Origin of the sequence: Pseudomonas sp. B14-6 (assembly GCF_013260315.1) — a bacterium.
Taxonomy (GTDB): domain Bacteria; phylum Pseudomonadota; class Gammaproteobacteria; order Pseudomonadales; family Pseudomonadaceae; genus Aquipseudomonas; species Aquipseudomonas mandelii.
Genome location: NZ_CP053929.1, coordinates 3,847,726 through 3,872,425, shown reverse-complemented (window position 1 = coordinate 3,872,425; position 24,700 = coordinate 3,847,726). Strand labels below are relative to the sequence as shown.

The following is a 24,700-nucleotide window of genomic DNA, read 5'->3' as shown; positions in this document are numbered from 1 at the left end:
AACAGACAACCAAAATCGCCATCGCGAAGAGGTGTTAACCGTCCTACGCAGCTGCGTTGTTCGCATCTGACGGGCATGCTTGATCACGCGGCCCGGGCCGCAATACATAGAGAGTTTTTAACGGTGAAAAGCAAACTCAAGCTCCACGGGTTCAATAACCTGACAAAGACCTTGAGCTTCAACATCTATGACATCTGCTACGCGGAAACCCCGCAAGACCAACAGGCTTACGTCGAGTACATCAATAAAGAGTACAACGCGAAACGCCTGACGCAGATCCTCACGGAAGTTGTCGATATCATTGGTGCCAACATCCTGAACATTGCCAGTCAGGACTATGAACCCCAGGGCGCCAGCGTCACGATTCTGATCTCTGAAGAGCCGGTAACCCCGACCGACAGCCAGATCGAAGAATCGCCGGGCCCGTTGCCCGAGATTATCCTGGCCCATCTCGACAAGAGCCACATCACGGTGCACACCTACCCGGAGATCCACCCGGACGACGGCATTGCGACATTCCGTGTGGACATTGACGTGTCGACCTGTGGCGTGATTTCACCGCTTAAAGCGCTCAACTTCCTGATTCACCAGTTCGATTCGGACATCGTGACCGTGGATTATCGCGTGCGCGGCTTCACCCGTGACGTGGAAGGCAAAAAGCACTTCATCGACCACGAGATCAACTCGATCCAGAACTACTTGTCCGAAGACACCCGCGGCGCGTACCAGATGACCGACGTGAACGTGTACCAGGAAAACCTGTTCCACACCAAAATGTTGCTGAAGAACTTCGAACTGGATAACTACCTGTTCGGCGATGCCACCAGCAACCTGTCTTCCGAGCAGCGTGCTCAGGTGACTGACCGTGTGAAACACGAAATGCTGGAAATCTTCTACGCGCGCAACATGCCGAACTAAGATTTCAAGCACAAAAAAGGCGACTTCCTCACGGCAGTCGCCTTTTTCATGTCTGGAATACAGAACCTTGTGGGAGCGAGCCTGCTCGCGAAGAGGCCCTGTCAGGCAACGTATCGATCAGATCCGGTAAGTACTCTTGGTCATTACCTTGGCCAACAGACTCATCCCGAACTTCACCGGCGCCGGAAAACGAAAACCTCCGGCATCCAGCGCACTCTCGGCATGATGTTCTTCATCAATCCGCATCTGCTCGAGAATGGCCCGGGACTTTTCATCTTCCGCCGGCAATTGCTCGAGGTGCTCGTTCAAGTGTTTGCACACCTGATGCTCGGTGGCGGCGACAAAACCCAGGCTGACCTTGTCGCTGATCAATCCGGCCACTGCGCCAATCCCGAACGACATGCCGTAGAACAGCGGGTTGAGAATGCTGGTGTGGCTGCCCAGTTGCTGGATGCGTTGCTCGCACCAGACCAGGTGATCGATTTCTTCTTCGGCAGCATGTTCCATGGCGGCCCGCACGTGCGGCAGCTTGGCGGTCAGGGCCTGACCCTGATACAGCGCCTGGGCGCAGACTTCACCGGTATGGTTGATGCGCATCAAGCCAGCAACGTGGCGGGTGTCTTCGTCACTCATTTGCGCATCCGGCTGCACGATGGCTGGCGACGGACGGTATGGCTGGCCACTGAAAGGCAGCAACGTTCGCATCGCGGCATCGGCTTGCAGCAGAAGACGGTCAATCGGCGAGTAGTGACGCTGGGTAGTCATGCTGACCTCCGGGAGGAATCTCGGCGGCCAGTTTAACCCAATCGGCCGGGGAAGGTTTGCGCTGGGTCATACGGGAGTGGCTGGCCACTCCCTCGAAGCTTTTTGCAATCAGCCCGGCGGCCAGTGCATCTGGCGCTGACCCAGCACATGCATATGAATGTGGTAGACAGTCTGCCCGCCCAGTTCATTGCAGTTCATGACCACACGGAAACCTTCTTCGCAGCCCAGTTCCAGGGCCAGGCGCTGGGCGGTGAACAGAATATGTCCGGCCAAAGCCTTGTCTTCCTCGGTGAGGTCGTTGAGGGTGCGCACCGCTTTTTTCGGAATGACCAGAAAATGCACCGGTGCCTGTGGGGCGATGTCGTGGAAGGCCAGTACCTGGTCGTCCTCGTAAATGATCTTCGCCGGGATTTCCCGGTTGATGATCTTGGTGAACAGAGTATCCACAGCTGTTTTCTCCGTTGTTTGGGCTGGCTTGAGTGTACTCATGGGTTATCCCCGAGCCCAGCCTTTTACCTTGAGGCCGGGTCAGCGCGGGCAGTAGGCCTTGTTGACCATGCCAGCGATTGTCCGATTGAGCCAGCGAGAGCCCAGCCGTGGCAGGAGGGCGCGCCAGCGATTGCCTCGACCGGGAATGATGATCGCTCGATTTTTCTCCAGGGCGCGCACCGTATACAGCGCAACCTCTTCGGGACTCATGAGCATGTTGCTGTCGGCCAGTTTGCCGGTGTCCAGTTGAGCGGTACGGAAGAACCCGGTACGGGTCGGGCCGGGGCACAGCACCGAGACCTTGACCGCACATTTCTTCAGTTCGACGCGCAACCCTTCGGAAAAATGCAGCACATAGGCTTTGCTGGCGTAGTACGTACTCATCCACGGGCCGGGTTGGAATGCCGCCATTGAAGCGACGTTCAGAATTTGTCCGCCCCCCTGCAAGGCCATGCTGTTCCCGATGGCATGGCACAAGCGAGTGAGGGCCAGGATGTTCACTTCGATCAGGTCTTGCTCGGTCATCCAGTCCTGGGCCAGAAAGGGTCCGCAGGTGCCGATGCCGGCGCAGTTGACCAGCAAATCGATTTGCCGGTCACCTTCTTCCAGTTCCAGCAAGAACCCGGACAGCCGTAGCGGTTCGCCGAGGTCACAGGCGCGGAACAGCACTTCCACGCCAAAGCGTTGGGTCAGTTCAATGGCAATACTTTCCAGCTGATCACGTTGTCGGGCCACCAGAATCAGGCTGCGGCCTCGGCGGGCCAGCGCTTCGGCCATCGCCAGGCCGATCCCACTGGAAGCGCCAGTGATCAGAGCGTAACGGGTCATGCAGTTCTCCATCGCAGCAGCTCCGCGCCGGCGACGCGGGTGTCACGGGCGGGGAGCGCTGTTCATTCTTTCGCAGAGTCTACAGGGACCGGGGCTTATTCGGCTTCATCGTCTGCAGAATCGGGTGCCTGCTCAGCCTCTGCGGCCGGCTCGACTTCCACTTCTTCAGTGATCACCGAGCTGCTGTCATAGCTGGTTTCGGCAGCAGTTTCATACTCTTCCTGGATCGCCGTAAGGCCTCCGGCCAGCGCGCCAACCAATACGATGGCGATCAACACCACCCACAACGAAGACAACACTTTGACAGCCGTGGTGTTGGGTGGAGGCGGCGCGCCATAGCGATTGGCGATGTTGGTGCCCGGGGCGATCATGATCACGAACGGGAAGAAGCTGCCTACGAAGGGTACGAGGTTCAGCAACCAGAGCCAGCCGGACCAGCCGATGTCGTGCAGGCGCTGGACACTGATCTGAATGCTCACGACCGCCATGGCAATGAACAGCATGAACGCAACCAGGCCACCGAGTATCAGGCCTGCGGTCGAATCGGCGCTGATTATGGCGAAGGCGAAAATGGCCAATACCGAACCGACGGCCAGGGTGACCAGCGTCAGGACCATCGTCCAGGCGAGATAGCGCAAACGACCGATGCGGCCTTCAACGCTGAATGGCTTGAGTGGAGCATACGCTGGCAGGCTTTCGCCGACAGTGGCTCGGGGTGGTGCGTAAGGGGATGCGGGGTCGGCAAATGCCGGTTGGCTAGCGACAGGCCTGTGCTCGTGGGCTTCGTCCAGGTTCAGCTCAATGGACGATTCGCTTTCGATGCGAGCATCGATGCCGGTTTTCGTCAGCGCCTGAAGGTAGGTTTGCGCGTCGGCGTGCGACAGGTCTTTCTTGAGCGTAACCGTCTTGCCAGTGAATAGCCGTTCGACGGCTGCGACTTGGCTGTTGTAGAGTTTAGCCAGGTTCTCTCTGGCGCTGGCGGCGTCAACGCCTGGCAGCAGAGCGCCGTCGAACACGATCTTGAAACGGTTGTCGCTCATTGCGAGGCATCCTTGTCGCGAGAATTTGTAATAGGGTGTGTTTCAAGCGTGGATTGTAAGGCCAGCCGGGGCGGGCTGGCCAAACTTTCATCTCATCGTGGCCAGCGTTTGGGCAGCTCGGCCGCCAGTTCCAGAGCCTTGCGGTATTCCGCGTCAAGTCGAGCGACCAATTGATCGACGCTCGGCAAATCATCGATTTCCCCGACACCCTGGCCCGCAGACCACACGGTTTTCCAGGCTTTGGCTTCATCGCTGATCGGCTTGAGTTTGGAGCCGAAGTCGACTTCGCCCTTGCCTTGCAGTGCCGCCATGTCGAAACCGGCAGCCTCCAGGCTTTGACGCATGAAACTCGCCGGTACGCCTGACACTGCCGGCGTATGGACGATGTCTGCGGCTCTGGACGTCAGCAGCATCTCTTTGTAGGCGTCAGGCGCATGACTTTCGGTGGTGCCGATAAATCGCGTACCGAAATAGGCCAGATCCGCGCCGAGCAATTGCGCAGCAAGGATCTCGTGGCCGTGGTTAAGGCAGCCTGCCAGCAACAGGGTCTTGTCGAAAAACTGGCGAATCTCGGCAATCAGTGAGAACGGGCTCCAGGTTCCAGCGTGTCCACCGGCACCCGCTGCCACGGCGATCAAGCCGTCCACACCGGCCTCGGCGGCTTTCTCGGCATGGCGCCGCGTCGTCACGTCATGGAACACCAGTCCGCCATAGCTGTGAACGGCATCGACTACTTCTTTCACTGCACCGAGACTGGTAATCACGATCGGTACTTTATGCTCGATGCAGATTGCAAGGTCAGCTTGCAGCCGTGGGTTAGTGTTGTGAACGATCAGGTTGACCGCGTAAGGCGCCGGGTTCTCCAGTGTCGCCAACCCTGCTTCGATCTCTTCCAGCCAGGCCTTGAAGCCGCTGCTCTCGCGCTGGTTCAGCGCAGGAAAGCTGCCGACGACGCCGTTACGGCAGCAGGCGAGCACCAATTGCGGATTGGAAATCAGAAACATCGGCGCTGCCACTACCGGCAGACGCAAGCGTTGTTCGAGCAAAGCGGGCAGCGACATTGGAAGTACCCCGGTGAGTTGTGCTTATTAGAACGGCCGAACGACGACCAGAATTACGATAGCCAGCAATATCAGAACCGGCACTTCATTGAACCAGCGATAAAAGACATGGCTGCGGGTGTTTTCGCCACGGGCAAAACGTTTCAACTGTGCGCCGCACATGTGGTGGTAGCCGATCAGGATCACCACCAGGGTCAGCTTGGCGTGAATCCACGCGCCTTGACTGAAGAGGCTCGGGTTAAGCCAGATCAGTGCAATGCCGAATATCAGGGTAGCGATCATCGCCGGGCCCATGATGCCGCGGTACAGCTTGCGCTCCATGAGGCTGAAGCGTTCCTTGCTGACGGTGTCTTCGCTTTGGGCGTGATAAACGAACAGACGGGGCAGGTAAAACAGGCCGGCAAACCAGCAGACCATGCTGACGATATGAAGCGCTTTGAGCCATAGATAAAGCATTTTTAGTTATTCCCAGGTTCACGGTAGCCCGAATAGTAGAGAAAGTGTCCCGTCTCGGACATAACTGTTCAATTTTGACGGCGTCTTTTGCGGCCAGACTGCGTTGCCGCTCCTCGCCATAGCGAGCTATGACTCGTCGCGGGGCCTTGCCAGGCCACAAAAGCCACTCGCCAAAAGTTGGGCGATATGCCCGAGAAGGGACACATGAGCCGCCACACGTCACCTAAGCGGTTGTCGCAGGGCCGCGCGGCCCCTATTATCGACGGCTTTCCAGTGGGTTCGTTGAGGGCAGGTTTATGGTCAAGGTCGGTATCGTCGGCGGCACGGGTTACACCGGTGTCGAACTGCTGCGTCTGTTGGCACAGCATCCGCAAGCTGAAGTGGTTGTGATCACTTCCCGATCCGAGGCCGGTCTGGCCGTGGCCGACATGTACCCGAACCTGCGAGGCCACTACGACGGCCTGGCCTTTAGTGTTCCGGACATCAAGACGCTGGGCGCTTGCGATGTGGTGTTCTTCGCCACGCCTCATGGTGTTGCTCATGCACTGGCCGGTGAGTTGCTCGCGGCGGGGACCAAGGTCATCGACCTGTCGGCTGACTTCCGTCTGCAAGACGCTGCCGAGTGGGCCAAGTGGTACGGCCAGCCTCACGGCGCGCCGGAGTTGCTGGAGGAGGCGGTCTACGGTTTGCCGGAAGTCAATCGCGAGCAAATCAAGGATGCGCGCCTGATCGCGGTGCCGGGTTGCTATCCAACGGCGACGCAATTGGGTTTCCTGCCATTGCTGGAAGCCGGCCTGGCCGATACCACGCGTTTGATTGCTGACTGCAAGTCCGGTGTCAGCGGTGCCGGTCGTGGCGCTTCGGTCGGTTCGCTGTACGCCGAGACGTCGGAAAGCATGAAAGCCTACTCCGTCAAAGGTCACCGTCACTTGCCGGAAATCCGCCAGGGTCTGCGTCGTGCAGCGGGCAAGGACGTCGGTCTGACCTTCGTTCCGCACCTGACACCAATGATTCGCGGCATTCATTCGACGCTGTATGCGACCGTCGTGGATCGCTCGGTGGATCTGCAGGCGTTGTTTGAAAAGCGCTACGCCAACGAGCCGTTCGTCGACGTGATGCCGGCGGGCAGCCACCCGGAAACCCGCAGTGTTCGCGGTGCCAACGTTTGTCGTATCGCCGTGCATCGTCCGCAGGACGGCGATCTGGTGGTGGTGCTGTCGGTAATCGATAACCTGGTCAAGGGTGCGTCGGGTCAAGCGGTGCAGAACCTGAACATTCTGTTCGGGCTGGATGAGCGCCTGGGCCTGTCCCACGCCGGCATGCTGCCGTAAGGCTTTATCCCGCTCAGCAAAAAGGCCCGTCTGACGGGCCTTTTTGCATTTCGAACCGGCAATCGGTTTTATTGCTATACCATAACAATAGTTGACCGATTTTCTAGGAGAAGCGGATAATGCGCGTCATCACGCATTATGGCGGCGTAACGCCGGGAGATAGTCAGCATGAGCGTCGAATCCTTCACCCCCACCGCTTTGCAATTCACCCACGGTGCCGCGCACAAGGTGAAGAGCCTGGTCGATGAAGAGGGGAATGATCGCTTGAAGCTGCGCGTATTCGTTACGGGCGGCGGTTGTTCAGGTTTTCAGTACGGCTTCACCTTCGATGAAGAAGTGGCCGATGACGACACCATTGTCGAGCGCGAAGGTGTGAGTCTGGTCGTAGACCCGATGAGCTTCCAGTACCTGGCCGGTGCCGAGGTGGATTATCAGGAAGGTCTGGAAGGTTCGCGTTTTGTGATCAAGAACCCGAACGCGAGCACCACGTGTGGTTGCGGCTCTTCGTTCTCGATCTGATCGCGCTTCACCGCAGTATCAAGCGCCGCATGGCTTCAGGGCTTTGCGGCGTTTTGCTGTGCGGCGTTTATGCCGGGTAGATGGCGCCGAGTACGCGCAGGCCGCGGGCGCCGGTGACGCTCGGGCGGTTGGCGGCGATGCCTTCCAGGCAGCAATGAGCCAGCCAAGCGAAGGCCATGGCTTCGACCCAGTCCGGGTCCACACCGTAAGCGGCAGTGCTGCTGACACTCGCGTTCGGCAGCAGGGCGGCCAGACGGCTCATCAGCGTGGCGTTGTGCGCGCCACCACCGCAGACCAGCAGTTCCTGCGTGTCCGATTGGGCGTGCTGCAATGACTCGACGATGGTCAGTGCGGTCAGTTCGAGCAGGGTTGCTTGCACATCTTCCGCGGCGAAGGGCGGGAGCTTCGAGAGATGCTGTGTCAGCCATGGCAGGTTGAACACTTCGCGGCCGGTGCTTTTCGGGCCTTTGGTTACGAAGAATGGATCACTCAGCAATTCATTCAGCAGAACCGGTTCAACCTTGCCACTGGCAGCCCATTGGCCGTCACGATCAAAATTGTCGCCGCGTTGCTGATGAATCCAGGCATCCAGCAGGACGTTGCCCGGGCCGCAGTCGAAACCGGCGACTGGTTTGCCGGGCTCGATCAGGCTGAGGTTGCTGAATCCGCCGACATTCAACACCGCACGATTGCCGGCACGTTCATCAAACAACGCTTCGTGAAAGGCCGGCACCAAAGGCGCGCCTTGCCCGCCAGCGGCCACATCACGGCTGCGGAAGTCGCTGACCACAGTGATGCCGGTCAACTCGGTCAGCAGGGCCGGGTTGCCGATCTGTACCGTGAAGCCGCGCGCCGGTTCGTGGCGAATGGTCTGGCCGTGGCTGCCAATCGCACGAATGTCTTCGGGTTTCAGGTTGTGTTGGCGGAGGAGAGTGTTAATACCCTGAGCCGCCAGTTTCACCCAGTTCTGCTGGGCGATGGCGGAGCGGGCAATCTCGTCCGCGCCGCTGGCGCACAAGCCAAGCAGCTCGGCGCGCAGGGAGTCAGGCATGGGGGTGTAGTGCGTGGCGATCAGGTTGATCGCCGGGGTCAGCTCGATTAGCGCAATGTCCAGGCCATCGAGGCTGGTTCCGGACATCACACCGATATAGAGCGTCATGATTTAGCGCTTCGAAGCCAGCATGGTGGCTTTCTCTTGGTCCATGCGCGCCATCAGCGGCTGACTCTGCGAAAGGAAGCGTGCGCGTTCCCCTTTGGAAATAGGGTCGGCCATCGCAACTTTCTGGCCCAGTGGGTCGACGTGCACGCCATTGACCTGGAACTCATAGTGCAAGTGTGGGCCGGTGGAGAGCCCGGTTGTGCCGATATAACCGATTACCTGGCCTTGCTTGACGCTGCCGCCAGTCTTGATGCCTTTGGCAAAGCCTTGCATATGGCCGTACAGCGTACGGTAGGTGTTGCCGTGCTGGATAATCACGGTATTGCCGTAACCGCCCCGGCGACCGGCCAACAACACTTTGCCGTCACCGGCCGCTTTGATCGGCGTGCCGCGTGGAGCTGCGTAATCGACACCTTTGTGAGCGCGGATCTTGTTCAGGATCGGGTGTTTGCGACCCATGGAGAATTTCGAGCTGATGCGGGCGAAGTCCACTGGCGTGCGGATAAACGCCTTGCGCATGCTGTTGCCGTCGGCGGTGTAGTAGCTGCTGTTGCCTTGCTTGTTGGTGTAACGCACGGCGGTGTAGGTCTTGCCGCGGTTGGTGAAGCGTGCGGACAGGATCGGGCCGTTGCCGACAGCCTTGCCGTTGACGACTTTCTGCTCGTAGATCACATCGAACTCGTCACCCTGGCGGATATCCTGGGCGAAGTCGACGTCATAGCCAAACACGCTGGCCATGTCCATGGTGAGGCTGTGGGACAGCCCGGCACGCGCGGCAGACTGCGATAGCGAGCTGTTGATCACGCCATGAACGTAGGCGGAGCGCACGGTTGGCTTGGCGGTAATGCGTTTGAACGTATAACCCTTGTCATTCTTGGTCAGGGTAATACTTTCGACGTCGCTGAGCTTGCTGTGCAGGTTGCTCAGCTGGCCGTCGGGGGTCAGTTCGAATTCGAGTTTCTGGCCGCGTTTGAGCTGGCTGAATTGCTTGGCCTGCTTGTCACTGGCCATGACTTCATGCACCGAAGTGGCGGGGAGGCCTACTTTCTCGAACAGCGTGGAAAGTGTGTCGCCTTTGGAAACGATCACTTCCCTGTGGTTTGGGGTCTTCTTTTCTTCGGTGACCGGGGCAGGTACAGGCTCGGCCTGGGCGGTTTCCTGTGGCTCTTCAGCGCTGTTTTCGATCTGCGCGAAAGGGGAGGCTGCCGGTTCATTTGTGGCTTGAACGGCTTCAGCAGCGTCTTGATCTTGTGTCAGTTGTTCAGCAGGGCTTTCCAGCTCAAGACTCAGCGTCGTCTTTTTGGCTTCTACATCACTGGAAGGGAATACCAGAAGCGCCAGGCTCAGAAGAGCGGCGATGCCACTTGCTGCGAGCAGGTGGGTCTTCGGGTAAAGCGGTGGCGCTTTAGACGATTCTTTGGTCATAGGTAATTTTTGACTTTGAAATAGATGAATTGGAAAAGATGAATGACATGATGAAGATGAAATAACTGTATAAAATATAACCAAATCATCTCTGAAGCAAGTCCGCGGTCACTCTGCCAGCGGATTGGCGTCATTGCGCCGGCCAAACTTTGTATTTGACGCGTGATCTTGTATGGTTGGTCCCCTTTGAATTCGAGCCTTGCGGGTCTGTTATGAAGTCGGTTGAAGAGCAGCTAGCGCTGATTAAACGTGGTGCGGAAGAACTGTTGGTCGAGTCCGAGCTGATCGAAAAGCTCAAGCGTGGCCAGCCGCTGCGTATTAAGGCAGGCTTCGATCCGACCGCGCCGGATTTGCACCTGGGTCATACCGTGCTTATTAATAAGCTGCGCCAGTTCCAGGAACTGGGTCACCAGGTGATCTTCCTTATAGGTGACTTCACCGGGATGATCGGTGATCCGAGCGGCAAGAGCGCAACGCGTCCTCCGCTCACCCGCGAGCAGGTTCTCGAGAATGCCGAGACCTACAAGACTCAAGTCTTCAAGATTCTTGATCCGGCCAAAACCGAGGTGGCGTTCAACTCCACCTGGATGGACCAGATGGGGCCGGCGGACTTCATTCGTCTGACTTCGCAGTACACCGTGGCTCGCATGCTTGAGCGTGATGACTTCGACAAGCGCTACACGACCAACCAGCCAATCGCTATTCACGAGTTCCTCTATCCGCTGGTTCAAGGGTATGACTCGGTCGCTTTGCGCGCGGATGTCGAGTTGGGCGGTACCGATCAGAAGTTCAATCTGCTGATGGGGCGTGAACTGCAGCGCGGTTATGGTCAGGAGGCTCAATGCATTCTGACGATGCCGCTGCTCGAAGGTCTGGATGGTGTGAAGAAGATGTCCAAGTCCTTGGGCAACTACGTCGGTATCCAGGAAGCGCCGGGTGTCATGTATGGCAAGCTGGTCTCTATTCCGGATGCGCTGATGTGGCGCTACTTCGAATTGCTCAGCTTCCGTTCCATGGATGAAATCAACGCATTCCGTGCTGATGTCGAGGCGGGCGCCAATCCTCGTGACATCAAGATCAAGCTGGCCGAAGAGATCGTTGCGCGTTTCCATGGTGAAGAGGCCGCGGCCAATGCTCACCGTGCAGCGGGCAATCGTATGAAGGATGGCGAGTTGCCGGACGATCTGCCGGAGATCGAGCTGACGGCTACTGAAGACATGCCGATTGCTGCTGTCCTTAATAAGGCAGGGCTGGTGAAGAACTCGGCGGTGGCCCGTGATCTGCTGAATTCCGGCGGTGTGCGTATAGATGGAGAGGTTGTTGATCGCACCTTTATATACGTGCTGGGCGCGACCCATGTTTGCCAGGCCGGAAAGAAGGCATTTGCGCGTATTACGCTCAAATCTGAATAAAGCTTAAGTTAGGGGTTGACGGCAGATTCTGGAAGTCTATAATTCGCCCCACTTCCGGCGCAGTCGAAACGGAAAACTCCTTGGTAAACAAAGAGTTACGCAGTTTTCGACAGCGAGTTGCTTCAGGTCATCGAAGCCCAGAAGGAGTTGATCAAGCGGGGTTGTTTGGCTTGATTGACGGTTCGATCTTCTCGGTCGAAAGCGGAGAAAAAGAGGTGTTGACAGCAGCGAGTAACGCTGTAGAATTCGCCTCCCGCTAACGAGAGATCGGAAGCGCAAGTGGTTGAAGTTGCAAAGGAAACTTTGAAAACTTCTGAAAATAACCGCTTGACAGCAACAGAGGCTGCTGTAGAATGCGCGCCTCGGTTGAGACGAAAGATCTTAACCAACCGCTCTTTAACAACTGAATCAAGCAATTCGTGTGGGTGCTTGTGGAGTCAGACTGATAGTCAACAAGATTATCAGCATCACAAGTTACTCCGCGAGAAATCAAAGATGTAACCAACGATTGCTGAGCCAAGTTTAGGGTTTCTTAAAAACCCAAAGATGTTTGAACTGAAGAGTTTGATCATGGCTCAGATTGAACGCTGGCGGCAGGCCTAACACATGCAAGTCGAGCGGCAGCACGGGTACTTGTACCTGGTGGCGAGCGGCGGACGGGTGAGTAATGCCTAGGAATCTGCCTGGTAGTGGGGGATAACGCTCGGAAACGGACGCTAATACCGCATACGTCCTACGGGAGAAAGCAGGGGACCTTCGGGCCTTGCGCTATCAGATGAGCCTAGGTCGGATTAGCTAGTTGGTGAGGTAATGGCTCACCAAGGCGACGATCCGTAACTGGTCTGAGAGGATGATCAGTCACACTGGAACTGAGACACGGTCCAGACTCCTACGGGAGGCAGCAGTGGGGAATATTGGACAATGGGCGAAAGCCTGATCCAGCCATGCCGCGTGTGTGAAGAAGGTCTTCGGATTGTAAAGCACTTTAAGTTGGGAGGAAGGGCAGTTACCTAATACGTATCTGTTTTGACGTTACCGACAGAATAAGCACCGGCTAACTCTGTGCCAGCAGCCGCGGTAATACAGAGGGTGCAAGCGTTAATCGGAATTACTGGGCGTAAAGCGCGCGTAGGTGGTTTGTTAAGTTGGATGTGAAATCCCCGGGCTCAACCTGGGAACTGCATTCAAAACTGACAAGCTAGAGTATGGTAGAGGGTGGTGGAATTTCCTGTGTAGCGGTGAAATGCGTAGATATAGGAAGGAACACCAGTGGCGAAGGCGACCACCTGGACTGATACTGACACTGAGGTGCGAAAGCGTGGGGAGCAAACAGGATTAGATACCCTGGTAGTCCACGCCGTAAACGATGTCAACTAGCCGTTGGGAGCCTTGAGCTCTTAGTGGCGCAGCTAACGCATTAAGTTGACCGCCTGGGGAGTACGGCCGCAAGGTTAAAACTCAAATGAATTGACGGGGGCCCGCACAAGCGGTGGAGCATGTGGTTTAATTCGAAGCAACGCGAAGAACCTTACCAGGCCTTGACATCCAATGAACTTTCCAGAGATGGATTGGTGCCTTCGGGAACATTGAGACAGGTGCTGCATGGCTGTCGTCAGCTCGTGTCGTGAGATGTTGGGTTAAGTCCCGTAACGAGCGCAACCCTTGTCCTTAGTTACCAGCACGTAATGGTGGGCACTCTAAGGAGACTGCCGGTGACAAACCGGAGGAAGGTGGGGATGACGTCAAGTCATCATGGCCCTTACGGCCTGGGCTACACACGTGCTACAATGGTCGGTACAGAGGGTTGCCAAGCCGCGAGGTGGAGCTAATCCCAGAAAACCGATCGTAGTCCGGATCGCAGTCTGCAACTCGACTGCGTGAAGTCGGAATCGCTAGTAATCGCGAATCAGAATGTCGCGGTGAATACGTTCCCGGGCCTTGTACACACCGCCCGTCACACCATGGGAGTGGGTTGCACCAGAAGTAGCTAGTCTAACCTTCGGGAGGACGGTTACCACGGTGTGATTCATGACTGGGGTGAAGTCGTAACAAGGTAGCCGTAGGGGAACCTGCGGCTGGATCACCTCCTTAATCGACGACATCAGCTGCTCCATAAGTTCCCACACGAATTGCTTGATTCATTGAAGAAGACGATAGAAGCAGCTTTAAGCTCCAAGCTGATAGCTCCAAGCTAACAGTTGCGCGCTCGAAATTGGGTCTGTAGCTCAGTTGGTTAGAGCGCACCCCTGATAAGGGTGAGGTCGGCAGTTCGAATCTGCCCAGACCCACCAATTTTGTTATGGGGCCATAGCTCAGCTGGGAGAGCGCCTGCCTTGCACGCAGGAGGTCAACGGTTCGATCCCGTTTGGCTCCACCATATAACTGCTTCTGCTGTTAGAGTTTAGAAATGAATATTCGGATGAATATTGATTTCTAGTCTTTGATTAGATCGTTCTTTAAAAATTTGGGTATGTGATAGAAAGATAGACTGAACGTTACTTTCACTGGTAACGGATCAGGCTAAGGTAAAATTTGTGAGTTGCTCTTAATTGAGTATTATCGAATTTTCGGCGAATGTCGTCTTCACAGTATAACCAGATTGCTTGGGGTTATATGGTCAAGTGAAGAAGCGCATACGGTGGATGCCTTGGCAGTCAGAGGCGATGAAAGACGTGGTAGCCTGCGAAAAGCTTCGGGGAGTCGGCAAACAGACTTTGATCCGGAGATGTCTGAATGGGGGAACCCAGCCATCATAAGATGGTTATCTTAAGCTGAATACATAGGCTTAAGAGGCGAACCAGGGGAACTGAAACATCTAAGTACCCTGAGGAAAAGAAATCAACCGAGATTCCCTTAGTAGTGGCGAGCGAACGGGGACTAGCCCTTAAGTGGCTTTGAGATTAGCGGAACGCTCTGGAAAGTGCGGCCATAGTGGGTGATAGCCCTGTACGCGAAAATCTCTTAGTCATGAAATCGAGTAGGACGGAGCACGAGAAACTTTGTCTGAATATGGGGGGACCATCCTCCAAGGCTAAATACTACTGACTGACCGATAGTGAACTAGTACCGTGAGGGAAAGGCGAAAAGAACCCCGGAGAGGGGAGTGAAATAGATCCTGAAACCGTATGCGTACAAGCAGTGGGAGCCCACTTTGTTGGGTGACTGCGTACCTTTTGTATAATGGGTCAGCGACTTATTTTCAGTGGCGAGCTTAACCGAATAGGGGAGGCGTAGCGAAAGCGAGTCTTAATAGGGCGTCTAGTCGCTGGGAATAGACCCGAAACCGGGCGATCTATCCATGGGCAGGTTGAAGGTTGGGTAACACTAACTGGAGGACCGAACCGACTACCGTTGAAAAGTTAGCGGATGACCTGTGGATCGGAGTGAAAGGCTAATCAAGCTCGGAGATAGCTGGTTCTCCTCGAAAGCTATTTAGGTAGCGCCTCATGTATCACTGTAGGGGGTAGAGCACTGTTTCGGCTAGGGGGTCATCCCGACTTACCAAACCGATGCAAACTCCGAATACCTACAAGTGCCGAGCATGGGAGACACACGGCGGGTGCTAACGTCCGTCGTGAAAAGGGAAACAACCCAGACCGTCAGCTAAGGTCCCAAAGTTATGGTTAAGTGGGAAACGATGTGGGAAGGCTTAGACAGCTAGGAGGTTGGCTTAGAAGCAGCCACCCTTTAAAGAAAGCGTAATAGCTCACTAGTCGAGTCGGCCTGCGCGGAAGATGTAACGGGGCTCAAACCATACACCGAAGCTACGGGTATCACTTAGGTGATGCGGTAGAGGAGCGTTCTGTAAGCCTGTGAAGGTGAGTTGAGAAGCTTGCTGGAGGTATCAGAAGTGCGAATGCTGACATGAGTAACGACAATGGGTGTGAAAAACACCCACGCCGAAAGACCAAGGTTTCCTGCGCAACGTTAATCGACGCAGGGTTAGTCGGTCCCTAAGGCGAGGCTGAAAAGCGTAGTCGATGGAAAACAGGTTAATATTCCTGTACTTCTGGTTATTGCGATGGAGGGACGGAGAAGGCTAGGCCAGCTTGGCGTTGGTTGTCCAAGTTTAAGGTGGTAGGCTGGAATCTTAGGTAAATCCGGGATTCTAAGGCCGAGAGCTGATGACGAGTGTTCTTTTAGAACACGAAGTGGTTGATGCCATGCTTCCAAGAAAAGCTTCTAAGCTTCAGGTAACCAGGAACCGTACCCCAAACCGACACAGGTGGTTGGGTAGAGAATACCAAGGCGCTTGAGAGAACTCGGGTGAAGGAACTAGGCAAAATGGCACCGTAACTTCGGGAGAAGGTGCGCCGGTGAGGGTGAAGCATTTACTGCGTAAGCCCATGCCGGTCGAAGATACCAGGCCGCTGCGACTGTTTATTAAAAACACAGCACTCTGCAAACACGAAAGTGGACGTATAGGGTGTGACGCCTGCCCGGTGCCGGAAGGTTAATTGATGGGGTTAGCTAACGCGAAGCTCTTGATCGAAGCCCCGGTAAACGGCGGCCGTAACTATAACGGTCCTAAGGTAGCGAAATTCCTTGTCGGGTAAGTTCCGACCTGCACGAATGGCGTAACGATGGCGGCGCTGTCTCCACCCGAGACTCAGTGAAATTGAAATCGCTGTGAAGATGCAGTGTATCCGCGGCTAGACGGAAAGACCCCGTGAACCTTTACTATAGCTTTGCACTGGACTTTGAATTTGCTTGTGTAGGATAGGTGGGAGGCTTTGAAGCGTGGACGCCAGTTCGCGTGGAGCCAACCTTGAAATACCACCCTGGCAACTTTGAGGTTCTAACTCAGGTCCGTTATCCGGATCGAGGACAGTGTATGGTGGGTAGTTTGACTGGGGCGGTCTCCTCCTAAAGAGTAACGGAGGAGTACGAAGGTGCGCTCAGACCGGTCGGAAATCGGTCGTAGAGTATAAAGGCAAAAGCGCGCTTGACTGCGAGACAGACACGTCGAGCAGGTACGAAAGTAGGTCTTAGTGATCCGGTGGTTCTGTATGGAAGGGCCATCGCTCAACGGATAAAAGGTACTCCGGGGATAACAGGCTGATACCGCCCAAGAGTTCATATCGACGGCGGTGTTTGGCACCTCGATGTCGGCTCATCACATCCTGGGGCTGAAGCCGGTCCCAAGGGTATGGCTGTTCGCCATTTAAAGTGGTACGCGAGCTGGGTTTAGAACGTCGTGAGACAGTTCGGTCCCTATCTGCCGTGGACGTTTGAGATTTGAGAGGGGCTGCTCCTAGTACGAGAGGACCGGAGTGGACGAACCTCTGGTGTTCCGGTTGTCACGCCAGTGGCATTGCCGGGTAGCTATGTTCGGAATAGATAACCGCTGAAAGCATCTAAGCGGGAAACTAGCCTCAAGATGAGATCTCACTGGGACCTTGAGTCCCCTGAAGGGCCGTCGAAGACTACGACGTTGATAGGTTGGGTGTGTAAGCGCTGTGAGGCGTTGAGCTAACCAATACTAATTGCCCGTGAGGCTTGACCATATAACACCCAAGCAATTTGCTGACCTGAAAGGGCACCAGATTGCGGTGTGTGAAGACGAAACGAACCGAAAGTTCGATTGTTCACAAACACCGAGATCTATCACATACCCATTCGCTGGAGCGTGTGCCGTAAGGCAAACGACCTGGCTACCGAATTTCTTGACGACCATAGAGCATTGGAACCACCTGATCCCATCCCGAACTCAGCAGTGAAACGATGCATCGCCGATGGTAGTGTGGGGTTTCCCCATGTGAGAGTAGGTCATCGTCAAGATTAAATTCCGAAACCCCTATCTGCGTATGCAGGTAGGGGTTTTGTTTTGTCCGCAGGAAAATCTGGCTCTCCGGGTTTCTATGCAACGGCCCGGGGCATGGCTATCATGCGGGCCTCATTGTGAGGCGAGACTTGCATGCTGACGTTGTTAAAGCTTCTTAAGGATGGCAAGTTCCATTCGGGTCAGGCCCTGGGCGTCGCCTTGGGCATCAGTCGTAGTGCGGTATGGAAGCAGCTACAGCATTTAGAAGCTGAGCTTGGCTTGTCTATCCACAAGGTGCGCGGACGTGGCTATCAATTGGCTACGCCACTGACGCTGCTTGATCCTGCCCGCATAAAAGAACAGGCGCCCTCGTGCGACTGGCCTATTCTGCTCTTCGACTCAATTGACTCCACTAATGCTGAAGCGTTGCGCGCAATACACCGAGGCCAGGCTGCACCATTTTTGGTGCTCTCCGAACGGCAGACTGCGGGTCGCGGCCGACGTGGGCGAAATTGGGCCAGTCCTTTCGCAGAAAACATCTATTACAGCCTCGTATTGCGCATCGAAGGTGGAATGCGTCAGCTTGAAGGGTTGAGTCTTGTGGTCGGGCTTGCTGTCATGCAAACGTTGAGAGATCTCGGTATCCCGGGCGCGGGCTTGAAGTGGCCCAACGATGTTCTGGTTGGTCAGAAAAAGATCGCCGGGATATTGCTCGAGTTGGTGGGTGATCCTGCTGACGTGTGTCACGTGGTGCTGGGTGTTGGAATTAATGTGAACATGCAGGCAACCGATGAGATTGATCAGCAATGGACATCCGTGCGGCTGGAGTCGGGCGGGGTGCTTGATCGCAATCACCTTGTCGCGCAATTAGGGTTGATGCTTCAGAAATATCTGACCCGTCATCAGATTGATGGGTTTTCCGCCATTCAGCGGGAATGGGAGCAGAACCATCTTTGGCAAGGGCGGGCAGTCTCGTTGATTGCTGGTGTCAACCAGATTGATGGTGAGGTGTTGGGTATCGACAGCCAGGGTGCCTTACGCTTGAAGGTAAATGGTGTGGAAAAAGTCTTTAGTGGTGGTGAGCTCAGCCTGAGGTTGCGTGATGATTCTTGAGCTCGACTGCGGAAACAGTTTTATAAAGTGGCGCGTTCTCTATGCGGATGCCAAGCAGGTGTTTGGAGAGGGGGTGGTGGATTCGGATCTCGCGTTGCTGGAAAGCCTGAATCGACTTGAGGGGCTGTCCCTCAAACATTGTCGGTTGGTCAGCGTGAGAACGACCGAAGAGACTGCTGCATTGACTTCTCTACTGGCACAAACGTTCTCAGTGTCCGCGATATGTGCCGCGCCGGCGCGCGAGATGGCTGGCGTTCGAAATGGATACGAAGAGTTCGAGCGGTTGGGACTTGATCGATGGCTTGCGATGCTTGGTGGATTTCATCTTTCCCCAGGAGCCTGTCTGGTGCTCGATTTCGGTACGGCAGTGACTGCTGATTTTATTGCGGGGGACGGAGAGCATCTTGGCGGGTTTATTTGCCCTGGAATGCCTCTGATGCGCAACCAGTTGCGAACTCATACCCGTAAGATTCGCTATGGCGATATCGCAGCCGAGCGTGCGCTGGAAAGCCTCGTGCCTGGTCGCACAACTGTTGAGGCGGTTGAGCGTGGATGTTCGCTGATGTTGAGGGGGTTTGTCCTGACTCAGCTGGAAATGGCGCGTAGTTATTGGGGGGAGGATTTTGCGGTATTCCTCACGGGAGGCGATGCGACGCTCGTCTCTGAAATCGTACCGGATGCCAGGCTGGTTCCAGACCTGGTGTTTGTAGGTCTGGCGATGGCATGCCCTTTGTCTTGAGGTTCTTATGCGTTGGTTGTTCCTGCTGTTGCTGGTTCTCAATGTCTTCTATTACATCTGGCATCAACAAGAGGCCCCGCTGCGTGCGAAAGATGTAACGCCTTTGAGTTTGTATCGAGGATCGCACCAGGATATCCGTTTGCTAAGCGAGGCAGCTGATGCGGGGCGTGAGAAGGTAAAGTTGGCGTCGACCGATAGTGGCTGCCTTTATTTGGGTGGTTTCACCCGTCAGGAGGTCGCCCTGGCAGCTGAGCGCCGACTGGGTAGGATGGATATCAAAGTTCAAGCCTTGCCAAAAGACTCCTCTGATCCGTCTGGCTACTGGCTCCGTGTAGCACCTGAAAGCCGGCGTTTAGTGGATGATCTTCAGTTGCTAAACCTTTCCAAAGAATTCAATGAGTTAAAACATAAAATAATGCCGTGCGAGGGGGTTGCGCCTTCGGAATAGTTTGCATAGAATGGCGCCCGCTTCGCAGTGAAGACCTTTAACGGTCAGCGGTACGAAGCGGTGTCAACGCAGCTAACCTCAGGTTTTTAATGAGAAAATGCTTGACAGAAGGTCGGCATGATATAGAATGCCGGCTCGCTTAGGAGGGGTTCCCGAGCGGCCAAAGGGATCAGACTGTAAATCTGACGTCTACGACTTCGAAGGTTCGAATCCTTCCCCCTCCACCATTTTTAGCGAGAGCTGCAAGCTCCGCGGGTATAGTTTAGTGGTAGAACCTCAGCCTTCCAAGCTGATGATGCGGGTTCGATTCCCGCTACCCGCTCCAAGTTTGCAGGTCCTGCAAAGGCGTTACGCTCTTGTAGCTCAGTTGGTAGAGCACACCCTTGGTAAGGGTGAGGTCAGCGGTTCAAATCCGCTCAAGAGCTCCATATAACAAGGCAGATATGAAAATATCTGCCTTTGTTTTAATGGCTGGTATCACTGTTTAAATCTTCTGCTGGGGGTTGCTTCGATGGCTAAGGAAAAGTTCGAGCGTAATAAGCCGCACGTCAACGTAGGCACCATTGGTCACGTAGACCACGGCAAAACTACCCTGACCGCTGCGCTGACCCGTGTCTGCTCCGAGGTTTTCGGTTCGGCAAAGGTTGACTTCGACAAGATCGATAGCGCCCCAGAAGAAAAAGCACGTGGTATCACCATTAACACAGCTCACGTTGAGTACGATTCGGCTGTGCGTCACTACGCACACGTTGACTGTCCAGGTCATGCCGACTACGTAAAGAACATGATTACCGGTGCTGCTCAGATGGATGGCGCTATTCTGGTTTGCTCGGCCGCTGATGGTCCGATGCCGCAAACCCGTGAGCACATCCTGTTGTCCCGTCAGGTTGGCGTTCCGTACATCGTTGTCTTCCTGAACAAGGCTGACATGGTTGACGATGCTGAGCTGTTGGAGCTGGTTGAGATGGAAGTGCGCGATCTGTTGAGCACTTACGATTTCCCAGGCGACGACACTCCTATCATCATTGGTTCGGCGCTGATGGCGTTGAACGGTCAAGACGACAACGAGATGGGTACCACTGCCGTCAAGAAGTTGGTCGAGACGCTGGATACATATATTCCGCAGCCTGAGCGTGCTATTGATAAGCCGTTCCTGATGCCGATCGAGGATGTGTTCTCGATCTCCGGTCGCGGCACTGTTGTGACTGGTCGTGTTGAGCGTGGCATTGTTCGCATTCAGGAAGAAGTTGAGATTGTTGGTCTTCGTGACACTGTCAAAACTACTTGTACTGGTGTTGAGATGTTCCGCAAGCTGCTCGACGAAGGTCGTGCTGGCGAGAACTGCGGCGTTCTGCTGCGCGGTACCAAGCGTGATGATGTCGAGCGTGGCCAGGTACTGGTCAAGCCGGGCACAGTCAAGCCGCATACCAAGTTCACTGCTGAGGTTTACGTTCTGAGCAAGGAAGAGGGAGGGCGTCATACTCCGTTCTTCAAGGGTTATCGTCCGCAGTTCTACTTCCGTACAACTGATGTGACTGGTAACTGCGAATTGCCAGAAGGCGTTGAAATGGTGATGCCAGGTGACAACATTCAAATGACTGTCACTCTGATCAAAACCATCGCGATGGAAGATGGCTTGCGTTTCGCTATCCGTGAAGGCGGTCGTACCGTCGGCGCTGGTGTCGTAGCCAAAGTTATCGAGTAAATTGTTGTAATGTCTTTTTCGGGCCGGCATAATGGTCGGCCTGATTTTGTTTTAGGTCAGTAGCTCAATTGGCAGAGCGACGGTCTCCAAAACCGTAGGTTGGGGGTTCGATTCCCTCCTGACCTGCCAGATTCACTTGGTGTGTCTGGCTTTCTTTTCACAGGATCTTCATAGATGACTCCTAAAGCTGAAGCTCAAGGCTCTCGCTTCGATCTGCTCAAGTGGCTTGTAGTAGTCGCCTTGGTGGTTGTTGGCGTTGTTGGCAATCAGTATTACTCTGCTTCGCCGATCCTGTACCGCGTACTTGCATTGCTCGCCATTGCTGCCGTAGCTGCCTTTGTAGGCCTGCAGACAGTCAAGGGCAAGTCTTTCTTTGTACTGGTTAAGGAAGCTCGCACCGAAATTCGTAAAGTCGTGTGGCCAACTCGCCAAGAAACCACGCAGACCACGCTGATTGTTGTGGCTGTTGTTCTGGTTATGGCGTTGCTGTTGTGGGGGCTTGATTCCCTGCTCGGCTGGCTTGTTTCCTTGATTGTCGGCTAAGGGTGTCCCGTGGCTAAGCGTTGGTACGTTGTGCATGCTTACTCCGGTTACGAGAAGCATGTCATGCGCTCGTTGGTAGAGCGCGTAAAGCTGGCTGGCATGGAAGATGGCTTTGGCGAGATTCTGGTTCCCACTGAAGAAGTGGTTGAAATGCGTAATGGCCAGAAACGCAAAAGCGAGCGCAAATTCTTCCCAGGTTATGTGCTGGTTCAGATGGACATGAATGAGGGTACTTGGCACTTGGTCAAGGATACTCCTCGGGTGATGGGTTTCATCGGTGGTACAGCTGATAAACCTGCGCCGATCACTGATAAAGAGGCAGAAGCGATTCTGCGTCGTGTTGCTGATGGTAGCGACAAGCCGAAGCCGAAGACGTTGTTCGAGCCGGGCGAGTCGGTACGTGTCAATGACGGGCCGTTTGCTGATTTCACTGGCACGGTCGAAGAAGTTAACTACGAAAAGAGCCGGATCCAAGTGGCAGTGCTCATTTTCGGTCGCTCTACTCCGGTAGAGTTAGAGTTCAGTCAGGTCGAAAAGGTCTAGCTGAGCAAGCATCCCAACCCCGCAGCCCTAGGCTGTGGGGTTTTGTCGTCACTGGGATAAACGCGCAAGTAACCGGGGAGCCTTTCGAGGCGTTCGAACCCGTAATTGGAGTGCCTCATGGCCAAGAAGATTACCGCTTACATCAAGCTGCAAGTGAAGGCCGCTCAGGCTAACCCAAGCCCACCTGTTGGTCCTGCTTTGGGTCAGCACGGCGTGAACATCATGGAATTCTGCAAGGCTTTCAACGCCCGTACTCAGGGTATTGAACCAGGTCTGCCGACTCCAGTGATCATCACTGTCTACAGCGACCGTAGCTTCACTTTCGAAACCAAGTCCACCCCTGCTTCGGTTCTGCTGAAGAAGGCTGCTGGTCTGACTAGCGGTTCCGCTCGTCCGAACACCGTTAAGGTTGGCACCGTGACCCGTGCTCAGCTGGAAGAAATCGCGAAAACCAAAAACGCGGATCTGACTGCAGCTGATATGGACGCAGCCGTGCGTACTATCGCCGGTTCTGCTCGTAGCATGGGCCTTAACGTGGAGGGTGTGTAATGGCTAAGTTGACCAAGCGTCAAAAGGCTATCGCCGGCAAAATCGAAGCGGGCAAGTCCTACAACTTTGTAGATGCTGCCGCCCTGCTGGCTGAGCTGTCGACTGTGAAGTTCAGCGAGTCGTTCGACGTTGCTGTAAACCTGGGTGTTGACCCGCGTAAATCTGACCAGGTTGTTCGTAGCGCTACTGTGCTGCCACACGGCACTGGCAAGACCGTTCGCGTAGCTGTGTTCACCCAGGGTCCAGCTGCTGAGGCCGCTCTGGCTGCCGGCGCTGACCGTGTAGGTATGGACGACCTGGCTGCCGAAATGAAAGGCGGCGACCTGAACTATGACGTAGTTATCGCATCCCCGGATGCCATGCGCGTTGTTGGTCAGTTGGGTCAGATCCTGGGCCCGCGCGGCCTGATGCCTAACCCTAAAGTCGGCACCGTAACGCCAGACGTAGCTACCGCGGTTAAAAACGCCAAGGCTGGTCAGGTTCGTTATCGCACCGACAAAAACGGCATCATTCACACCTCCGTTGGCAAAGTCGGCTTTGATGCCGTCAAGCTGAAGGAAAACGTTGAAGCCCTGATCGCTGATCTGAAGCGTATCAAGCCAGCTTCCTCGAAAGGTATTTACGTCAAGCGCGTTACCCTGAGCACCACCATGGGTCCAGGTCTGGTCATCGACCAAGGCTCGCTCGACGCGTAAGACACAGATTGGCGCAAGCGATTGCGCCAATTGAAAGATTGGGGTCCCTGCCTGGCGGGGGCTATCCAAGACCGTAGGCGACGCAAGTCTTAAACCTCAAGCCTACGCAGATGGTGCTCCCGGTTCCTTACCGAATCAGACACCAAAACGACATCTGGCCTCGGTTGGATGAAACGGTAACAAGCAGGAGTTTTTCCCGTGGCAATTAAACTTGAAGACAAGAAGGCCATCGTCGCTGAAGTCAACAAGGCTGCCCAAGTTGCTCTGTCCGCTGTCGTGGCTGATGCCCGTGGCGTAACAGTAGGCGCTATGACCGGACTCCGTAAAGAGGCTCGTGAAGCTGGCGTTTACGTACGTGTTGTACGTAACACCCTGCTCAAGCGCGCCGTTGCTGGCACTCAATATGACGTGCTCAACGACGTGTTCACTGGCCCGACCTTGATTGCATTCTCCAAAGAACATCCGGGCGCTGCTGCTCGTATCTTCAAAGAGTTCGCAAAAGGTCAGGATAAGTTCGAGATCAAGGCAGCTGCGTTCGAGGGCAAGTTCCTCGCGGCTAATCAGATCGACGTACTGGCAAGCCTGCCGACCCGTGACGAAGCAATTTCTCAGCTGATGAGCGTGATTCAAGGCGCAACCAGCAAATTGGCTCGTACTCTGGCGGCTCTTCGCGACCAGAAAGAAGCCGCTGCAGCCTAAGGCTGAGCGACACCTTTCAGCGTTTATTGTTTATTTCGACGGCCGCGTAGGCTGTCACCCCAATACAGGAATTTATAGTCATGTCTCTGACTAACGACCAAATCATCGAAGCAATCGGCGAAAAATCCGTTCTGGAAATCGTTGAGCTGATCAAGGCCATGGAAGAGAAGTTCGGCGTTTCTGCTGCCGCTGCTTCCGCTGGTCCAGCTGCTGTCGCTGCTGTTGTTGAAGAACAAACTGAATTCAACGTCATGCTGCTGGAAGCTGGCGAGAAGAAAGTTAACGTGATCAAGGCAGTACGTGAACTGACCGGTCTGGGCCTGAAAGAAGCCAAGGCTGTAGTTGACGGCGCTCCTGGCATCGTTCTGGAAGCTGTTTCGAAAGACGCAGCTGACAAAGCCAAAGCCACTCTGGAAGAAGCAGGCGCTAAAGTCGAGCTGAAGTAAGCATCGACTTTGCTCCTCCAGCCCGAGCGTTAAGCGAAAGGCTGATGGCTGGT

General features: G+C 55.1%; 22 protein-coding genes, 6 tRNA genes and 3 rRNA genes. 23 read left to right on the top strand and 8 right to left on the bottom strand.

Translation table 11 applies throughout. The annotated features are described in order from the left end of the window. The first annotated feature begins 123 nt into the window (after window positions 1-123). Window positions 124-918 carry an adenosylmethionine decarboxylase gene (gene speD / locus HP062_RS17830; protein WP_010467209.1) on the top strand — a complete coding sequence of 265 codons (795 nt, stop codon included), beginning with the start codon at window positions 124-126 and terminating at the stop codon, window positions 916-918. A 117-nt stretch (window positions 919-1,035) separates the two neighbouring features. On the opposite strand, the gene coq7 is transcribed toward speD, so the two are convergent. The 6 genes from coq7 to hemJ all read right to left on the bottom strand — a co-directional run bounded on the left by coq7 (window position 1,036) and on the right by hemJ (window position 5,557). Beyond that, window positions 1,036-1,683: a 2-polyprenyl-3-methyl-6-methoxy-1,4-benzoquinone monooxygenase gene (coq7, locus tag HP062_RS17825; RefSeq protein WP_010467212.1), complete on the bottom strand. Its 648-nt coding sequence runs from the start codon at window positions 1,681-1,683 to the stop codon at window positions 1,036-1,038. 108 nt (window positions 1,684-1,791) lie between these two features. Next, complete coding sequence (locus HP062_RS17820) at window positions 1,792-2,130, bottom strand: histidine triad nucleotide-binding protein (RefSeq protein ID WP_010467214.1); 339 nt, start codon at window positions 2,128-2,130, stop codon at window positions 1,792-1,794. A gap of 81 nt (window positions 2,131-2,211) precedes the next feature. Further along, entirely contained in the window at window positions 2,212-3,000 is a 789-nt protein-coding gene (locus tag HP062_RS17815; RefSeq protein ID WP_010467216.1) for an SDR family oxidoreductase, read from the bottom strand. A 95-nt stretch (window positions 3,001-3,095) separates the two neighbouring features. Further along, window positions 3,096-4,040 (bottom strand): DUF805 domain-containing protein, encoded by a 945-nt coding sequence (locus HP062_RS17810; protein WP_077747324.1) that lies wholly within the window; start codon window positions 4,038-4,040, stop codon window positions 3,096-3,098. Window positions 4,041-4,132: 92 nt separating this feature from the next. Then, window positions 4,133-5,101: a nitronate monooxygenase family protein gene (locus HP062_RS17805; protein WP_010467219.1), complete on the bottom strand. Its 969-nt coding sequence runs from the start codon at window positions 5,099-5,101 to the stop codon at window positions 4,133-4,135. A 27-nt stretch (window positions 5,102-5,128) separates the two neighbouring features. Then, window positions 5,129-5,557, bottom strand: coding sequence for a protoporphyrinogen oxidase HemJ (gene hemJ / locus HP062_RS17800; RefSeq protein WP_172791800.1), 429 nt, complete (start codon window positions 5,555-5,557; stop codon window positions 5,129-5,131). A 296-nt stretch (window positions 5,558-5,853) separates the two neighbouring features. Here hemJ and argC point away from each other — a divergent pair, with 296 nt between their 5' ends. Together argC and erpA are read left to right on the top strand one after the other, a co-directional pair. Further along, the gene (argC, locus tag HP062_RS17795) at window positions 5,854-6,888 is read left to right on the top strand and encodes an N-acetyl-gamma-glutamyl-phosphate reductase (RefSeq protein WP_010467224.1); all 1,035 of its coding nucleotides are present in this window, start codon (window positions 5,854-5,856) and stop codon (window positions 6,886-6,888) included. Window positions 6,889-7,056: 168 nt separating this feature from the next. Beyond that, window positions 7,057-7,407, top strand: a complete 351-nt coding sequence (erpA, locus tag HP062_RS17790) for an iron-sulfur cluster insertion protein ErpA (RefSeq protein ID WP_007947969.1) — start codon at window positions 7,057-7,059, stop codon at window positions 7,405-7,407. A 67-nt stretch (window positions 7,408-7,474) separates the two neighbouring features. On the opposite strand, the gene HP062_RS17785 is transcribed toward erpA, so the two are convergent. Beyond that, window positions 7,475-8,566, bottom strand: a complete 1,092-nt coding sequence (locus tag HP062_RS17785) for an anhydro-N-acetylmuramic acid kinase (protein WP_172791799.1) — start codon at window positions 8,564-8,566, stop codon at window positions 7,475-7,477. Between the two features lie 3 nt (window positions 8,567-8,569). Further along, window positions 8,570-9,991 (bottom strand): peptidoglycan DD-metalloendopeptidase family protein, encoded by a 1,422-nt coding sequence (locus HP062_RS17780; RefSeq protein WP_172791798.1) that lies wholly within the window; start codon window positions 9,989-9,991, stop codon window positions 8,570-8,572. Between the two features lie 212 nt (window positions 9,992-10,203). Between HP062_RS17780 and tyrS the strand changes: the two genes are divergently transcribed. From tyrS to rplL, 20 genes are all read left to right on the top strand, one after another. After that, on the top strand, window positions 10,204-11,403 hold the full coding sequence (tyrS, locus tag HP062_RS17775; RefSeq protein WP_010467228.1) for a tyrosine--tRNA ligase: 1,200 nt from the start codon (window positions 10,204-10,206) through the stop codon (window positions 11,401-11,403). A 552-nt stretch (window positions 11,404-11,955) separates the two neighbouring features. Continuing rightward, window positions 11,956-13,494: ribosomal RNA gene (locus tag HP062_RS17770) — 16S ribosomal RNA — on the top strand. A gap of 123 nt (window positions 13,495-13,617) precedes the next feature. Continuing rightward, window positions 13,618-13,694, top strand: a tRNA-Ile gene (locus HP062_RS17765). A gap of 10 nt (window positions 13,695-13,704) precedes the next feature. After that, window positions 13,705-13,780, top strand: a tRNA-Ala gene (locus tag HP062_RS17760). Window positions 13,781-14,018: 238 nt separating this feature from the next. Further along, window positions 14,019-16,910, top strand: a 23S ribosomal RNA gene (locus HP062_RS17755). A gap of 158 nt (window positions 16,911-17,068) precedes the next feature. Then, window positions 17,069-17,184, top strand: a 5S ribosomal RNA gene (rrf, locus tag HP062_RS17750). The 16S, 23S and 5S rRNA genes sit together here with 2 tRNA genes alongside, the layout of an rRNA operon. Before the next feature lie 136 nt (window positions 17,185-17,320). Continuing rightward, a complete protein-coding gene (gene birA, locus HP062_RS17745) occupies window positions 17,321-18,280 on the top strand; it encodes a bifunctional biotin--[acetyl-CoA-carboxylase] ligase/biotin operon repressor BirA (RefSeq protein WP_077749258.1) in 960 nt (319 codons plus the stop codon). Then, on the top strand, window positions 18,270-19,019 hold the full coding sequence (locus tag HP062_RS17740; protein ID WP_010467247.1) for a pantothenate kinase: 750 nt from the start codon (window positions 18,270-18,272) through the stop codon (window positions 19,017-19,019). Before birA ends, HP062_RS17740 begins: the two co-directional genes overlap by 11 nt. Window positions 19,020-19,026: 7 nt before the next feature. Further along, complete coding sequence (locus HP062_RS17735) at window positions 19,027-19,467, top strand: hypothetical protein (protein ID WP_010467249.1); 441 nt, start codon at window positions 19,027-19,029, stop codon at window positions 19,465-19,467. A gap of 142 nt (window positions 19,468-19,609) precedes the next feature. Then, window positions 19,610-19,694: transfer RNA gene (locus tag HP062_RS17730), tRNA-Tyr, on the top strand. A gap of 24 nt (window positions 19,695-19,718) precedes the next feature. Continuing rightward, window positions 19,719-19,792: transfer RNA gene (locus HP062_RS17725), tRNA-Gly, on the top strand. Window positions 19,793-19,819: 27 nt separating this feature from the next. Continuing rightward, window positions 19,820-19,895 (top strand) — tRNA-Thr (locus tag HP062_RS17720). 83 nt (window positions 19,896-19,978) lie between these two features. After that, window positions 19,979-21,172, top strand: coding sequence for an elongation factor Tu (gene tuf / locus HP062_RS17715; protein ID WP_010467251.1), 1,194 nt, complete (start codon window positions 19,979-19,981; stop codon window positions 21,170-21,172). 53 nt (window positions 21,173-21,225) lie between these two features. After that, window positions 21,226-21,301: transfer RNA gene (locus tag HP062_RS17710), tRNA-Trp, on the top strand. Window positions 21,302-21,346: 45 nt separating this feature from the next. Next, complete coding sequence (gene secE / locus HP062_RS17705) at window positions 21,347-21,715, top strand: preprotein translocase subunit SecE (RefSeq protein WP_008145488.1); 369 nt, start codon at window positions 21,347-21,349, stop codon at window positions 21,713-21,715. 9 nt (window positions 21,716-21,724) lie between these two features. Then, entirely contained in the window at window positions 21,725-22,258 is a 534-nt protein-coding gene (gene nusG, locus HP062_RS17700; protein ID WP_007896622.1) for a transcription termination/antitermination protein NusG, read from the top strand. 117 nt (window positions 22,259-22,375) lie between these two features. Continuing rightward, window positions 22,376-22,807 carry a 50S ribosomal protein L11 gene (gene rplK, locus HP062_RS17695; RefSeq protein WP_003210097.1) on the top strand — a complete coding sequence of 144 codons (432 nt, stop codon included), beginning with the start codon at window positions 22,376-22,378 and terminating at the stop codon, window positions 22,805-22,807. After that, window positions 22,807-23,502, top strand: a complete 696-nt coding sequence (gene rplA, locus HP062_RS17690) for a 50S ribosomal protein L1 (RefSeq protein WP_007896626.1) — start codon at window positions 22,807-22,809, stop codon at window positions 23,500-23,502. The genes rplK and rplA overlap by 1 nt, the downstream gene beginning before the upstream one ends. A 198-nt stretch (window positions 23,503-23,700) precedes the next feature. After that, window positions 23,701-24,201, top strand: a complete 501-nt coding sequence (rplJ, locus tag HP062_RS17685; protein WP_010467255.1) for a 50S ribosomal protein L10 — start codon at window positions 23,701-23,703, stop codon at window positions 24,199-24,201. Between the two features lie 80 nt (window positions 24,202-24,281). Then, window positions 24,282-24,647 carry a 50S ribosomal protein L7/L12 gene (gene rplL, locus HP062_RS17680; protein ID WP_077749256.1) on the top strand — a complete coding sequence of 122 codons (366 nt, stop codon included), beginning with the start codon at window positions 24,282-24,284 and terminating at the stop codon, window positions 24,645-24,647. Window positions 24,648-24,700 lie beyond the last annotated feature (53 nt).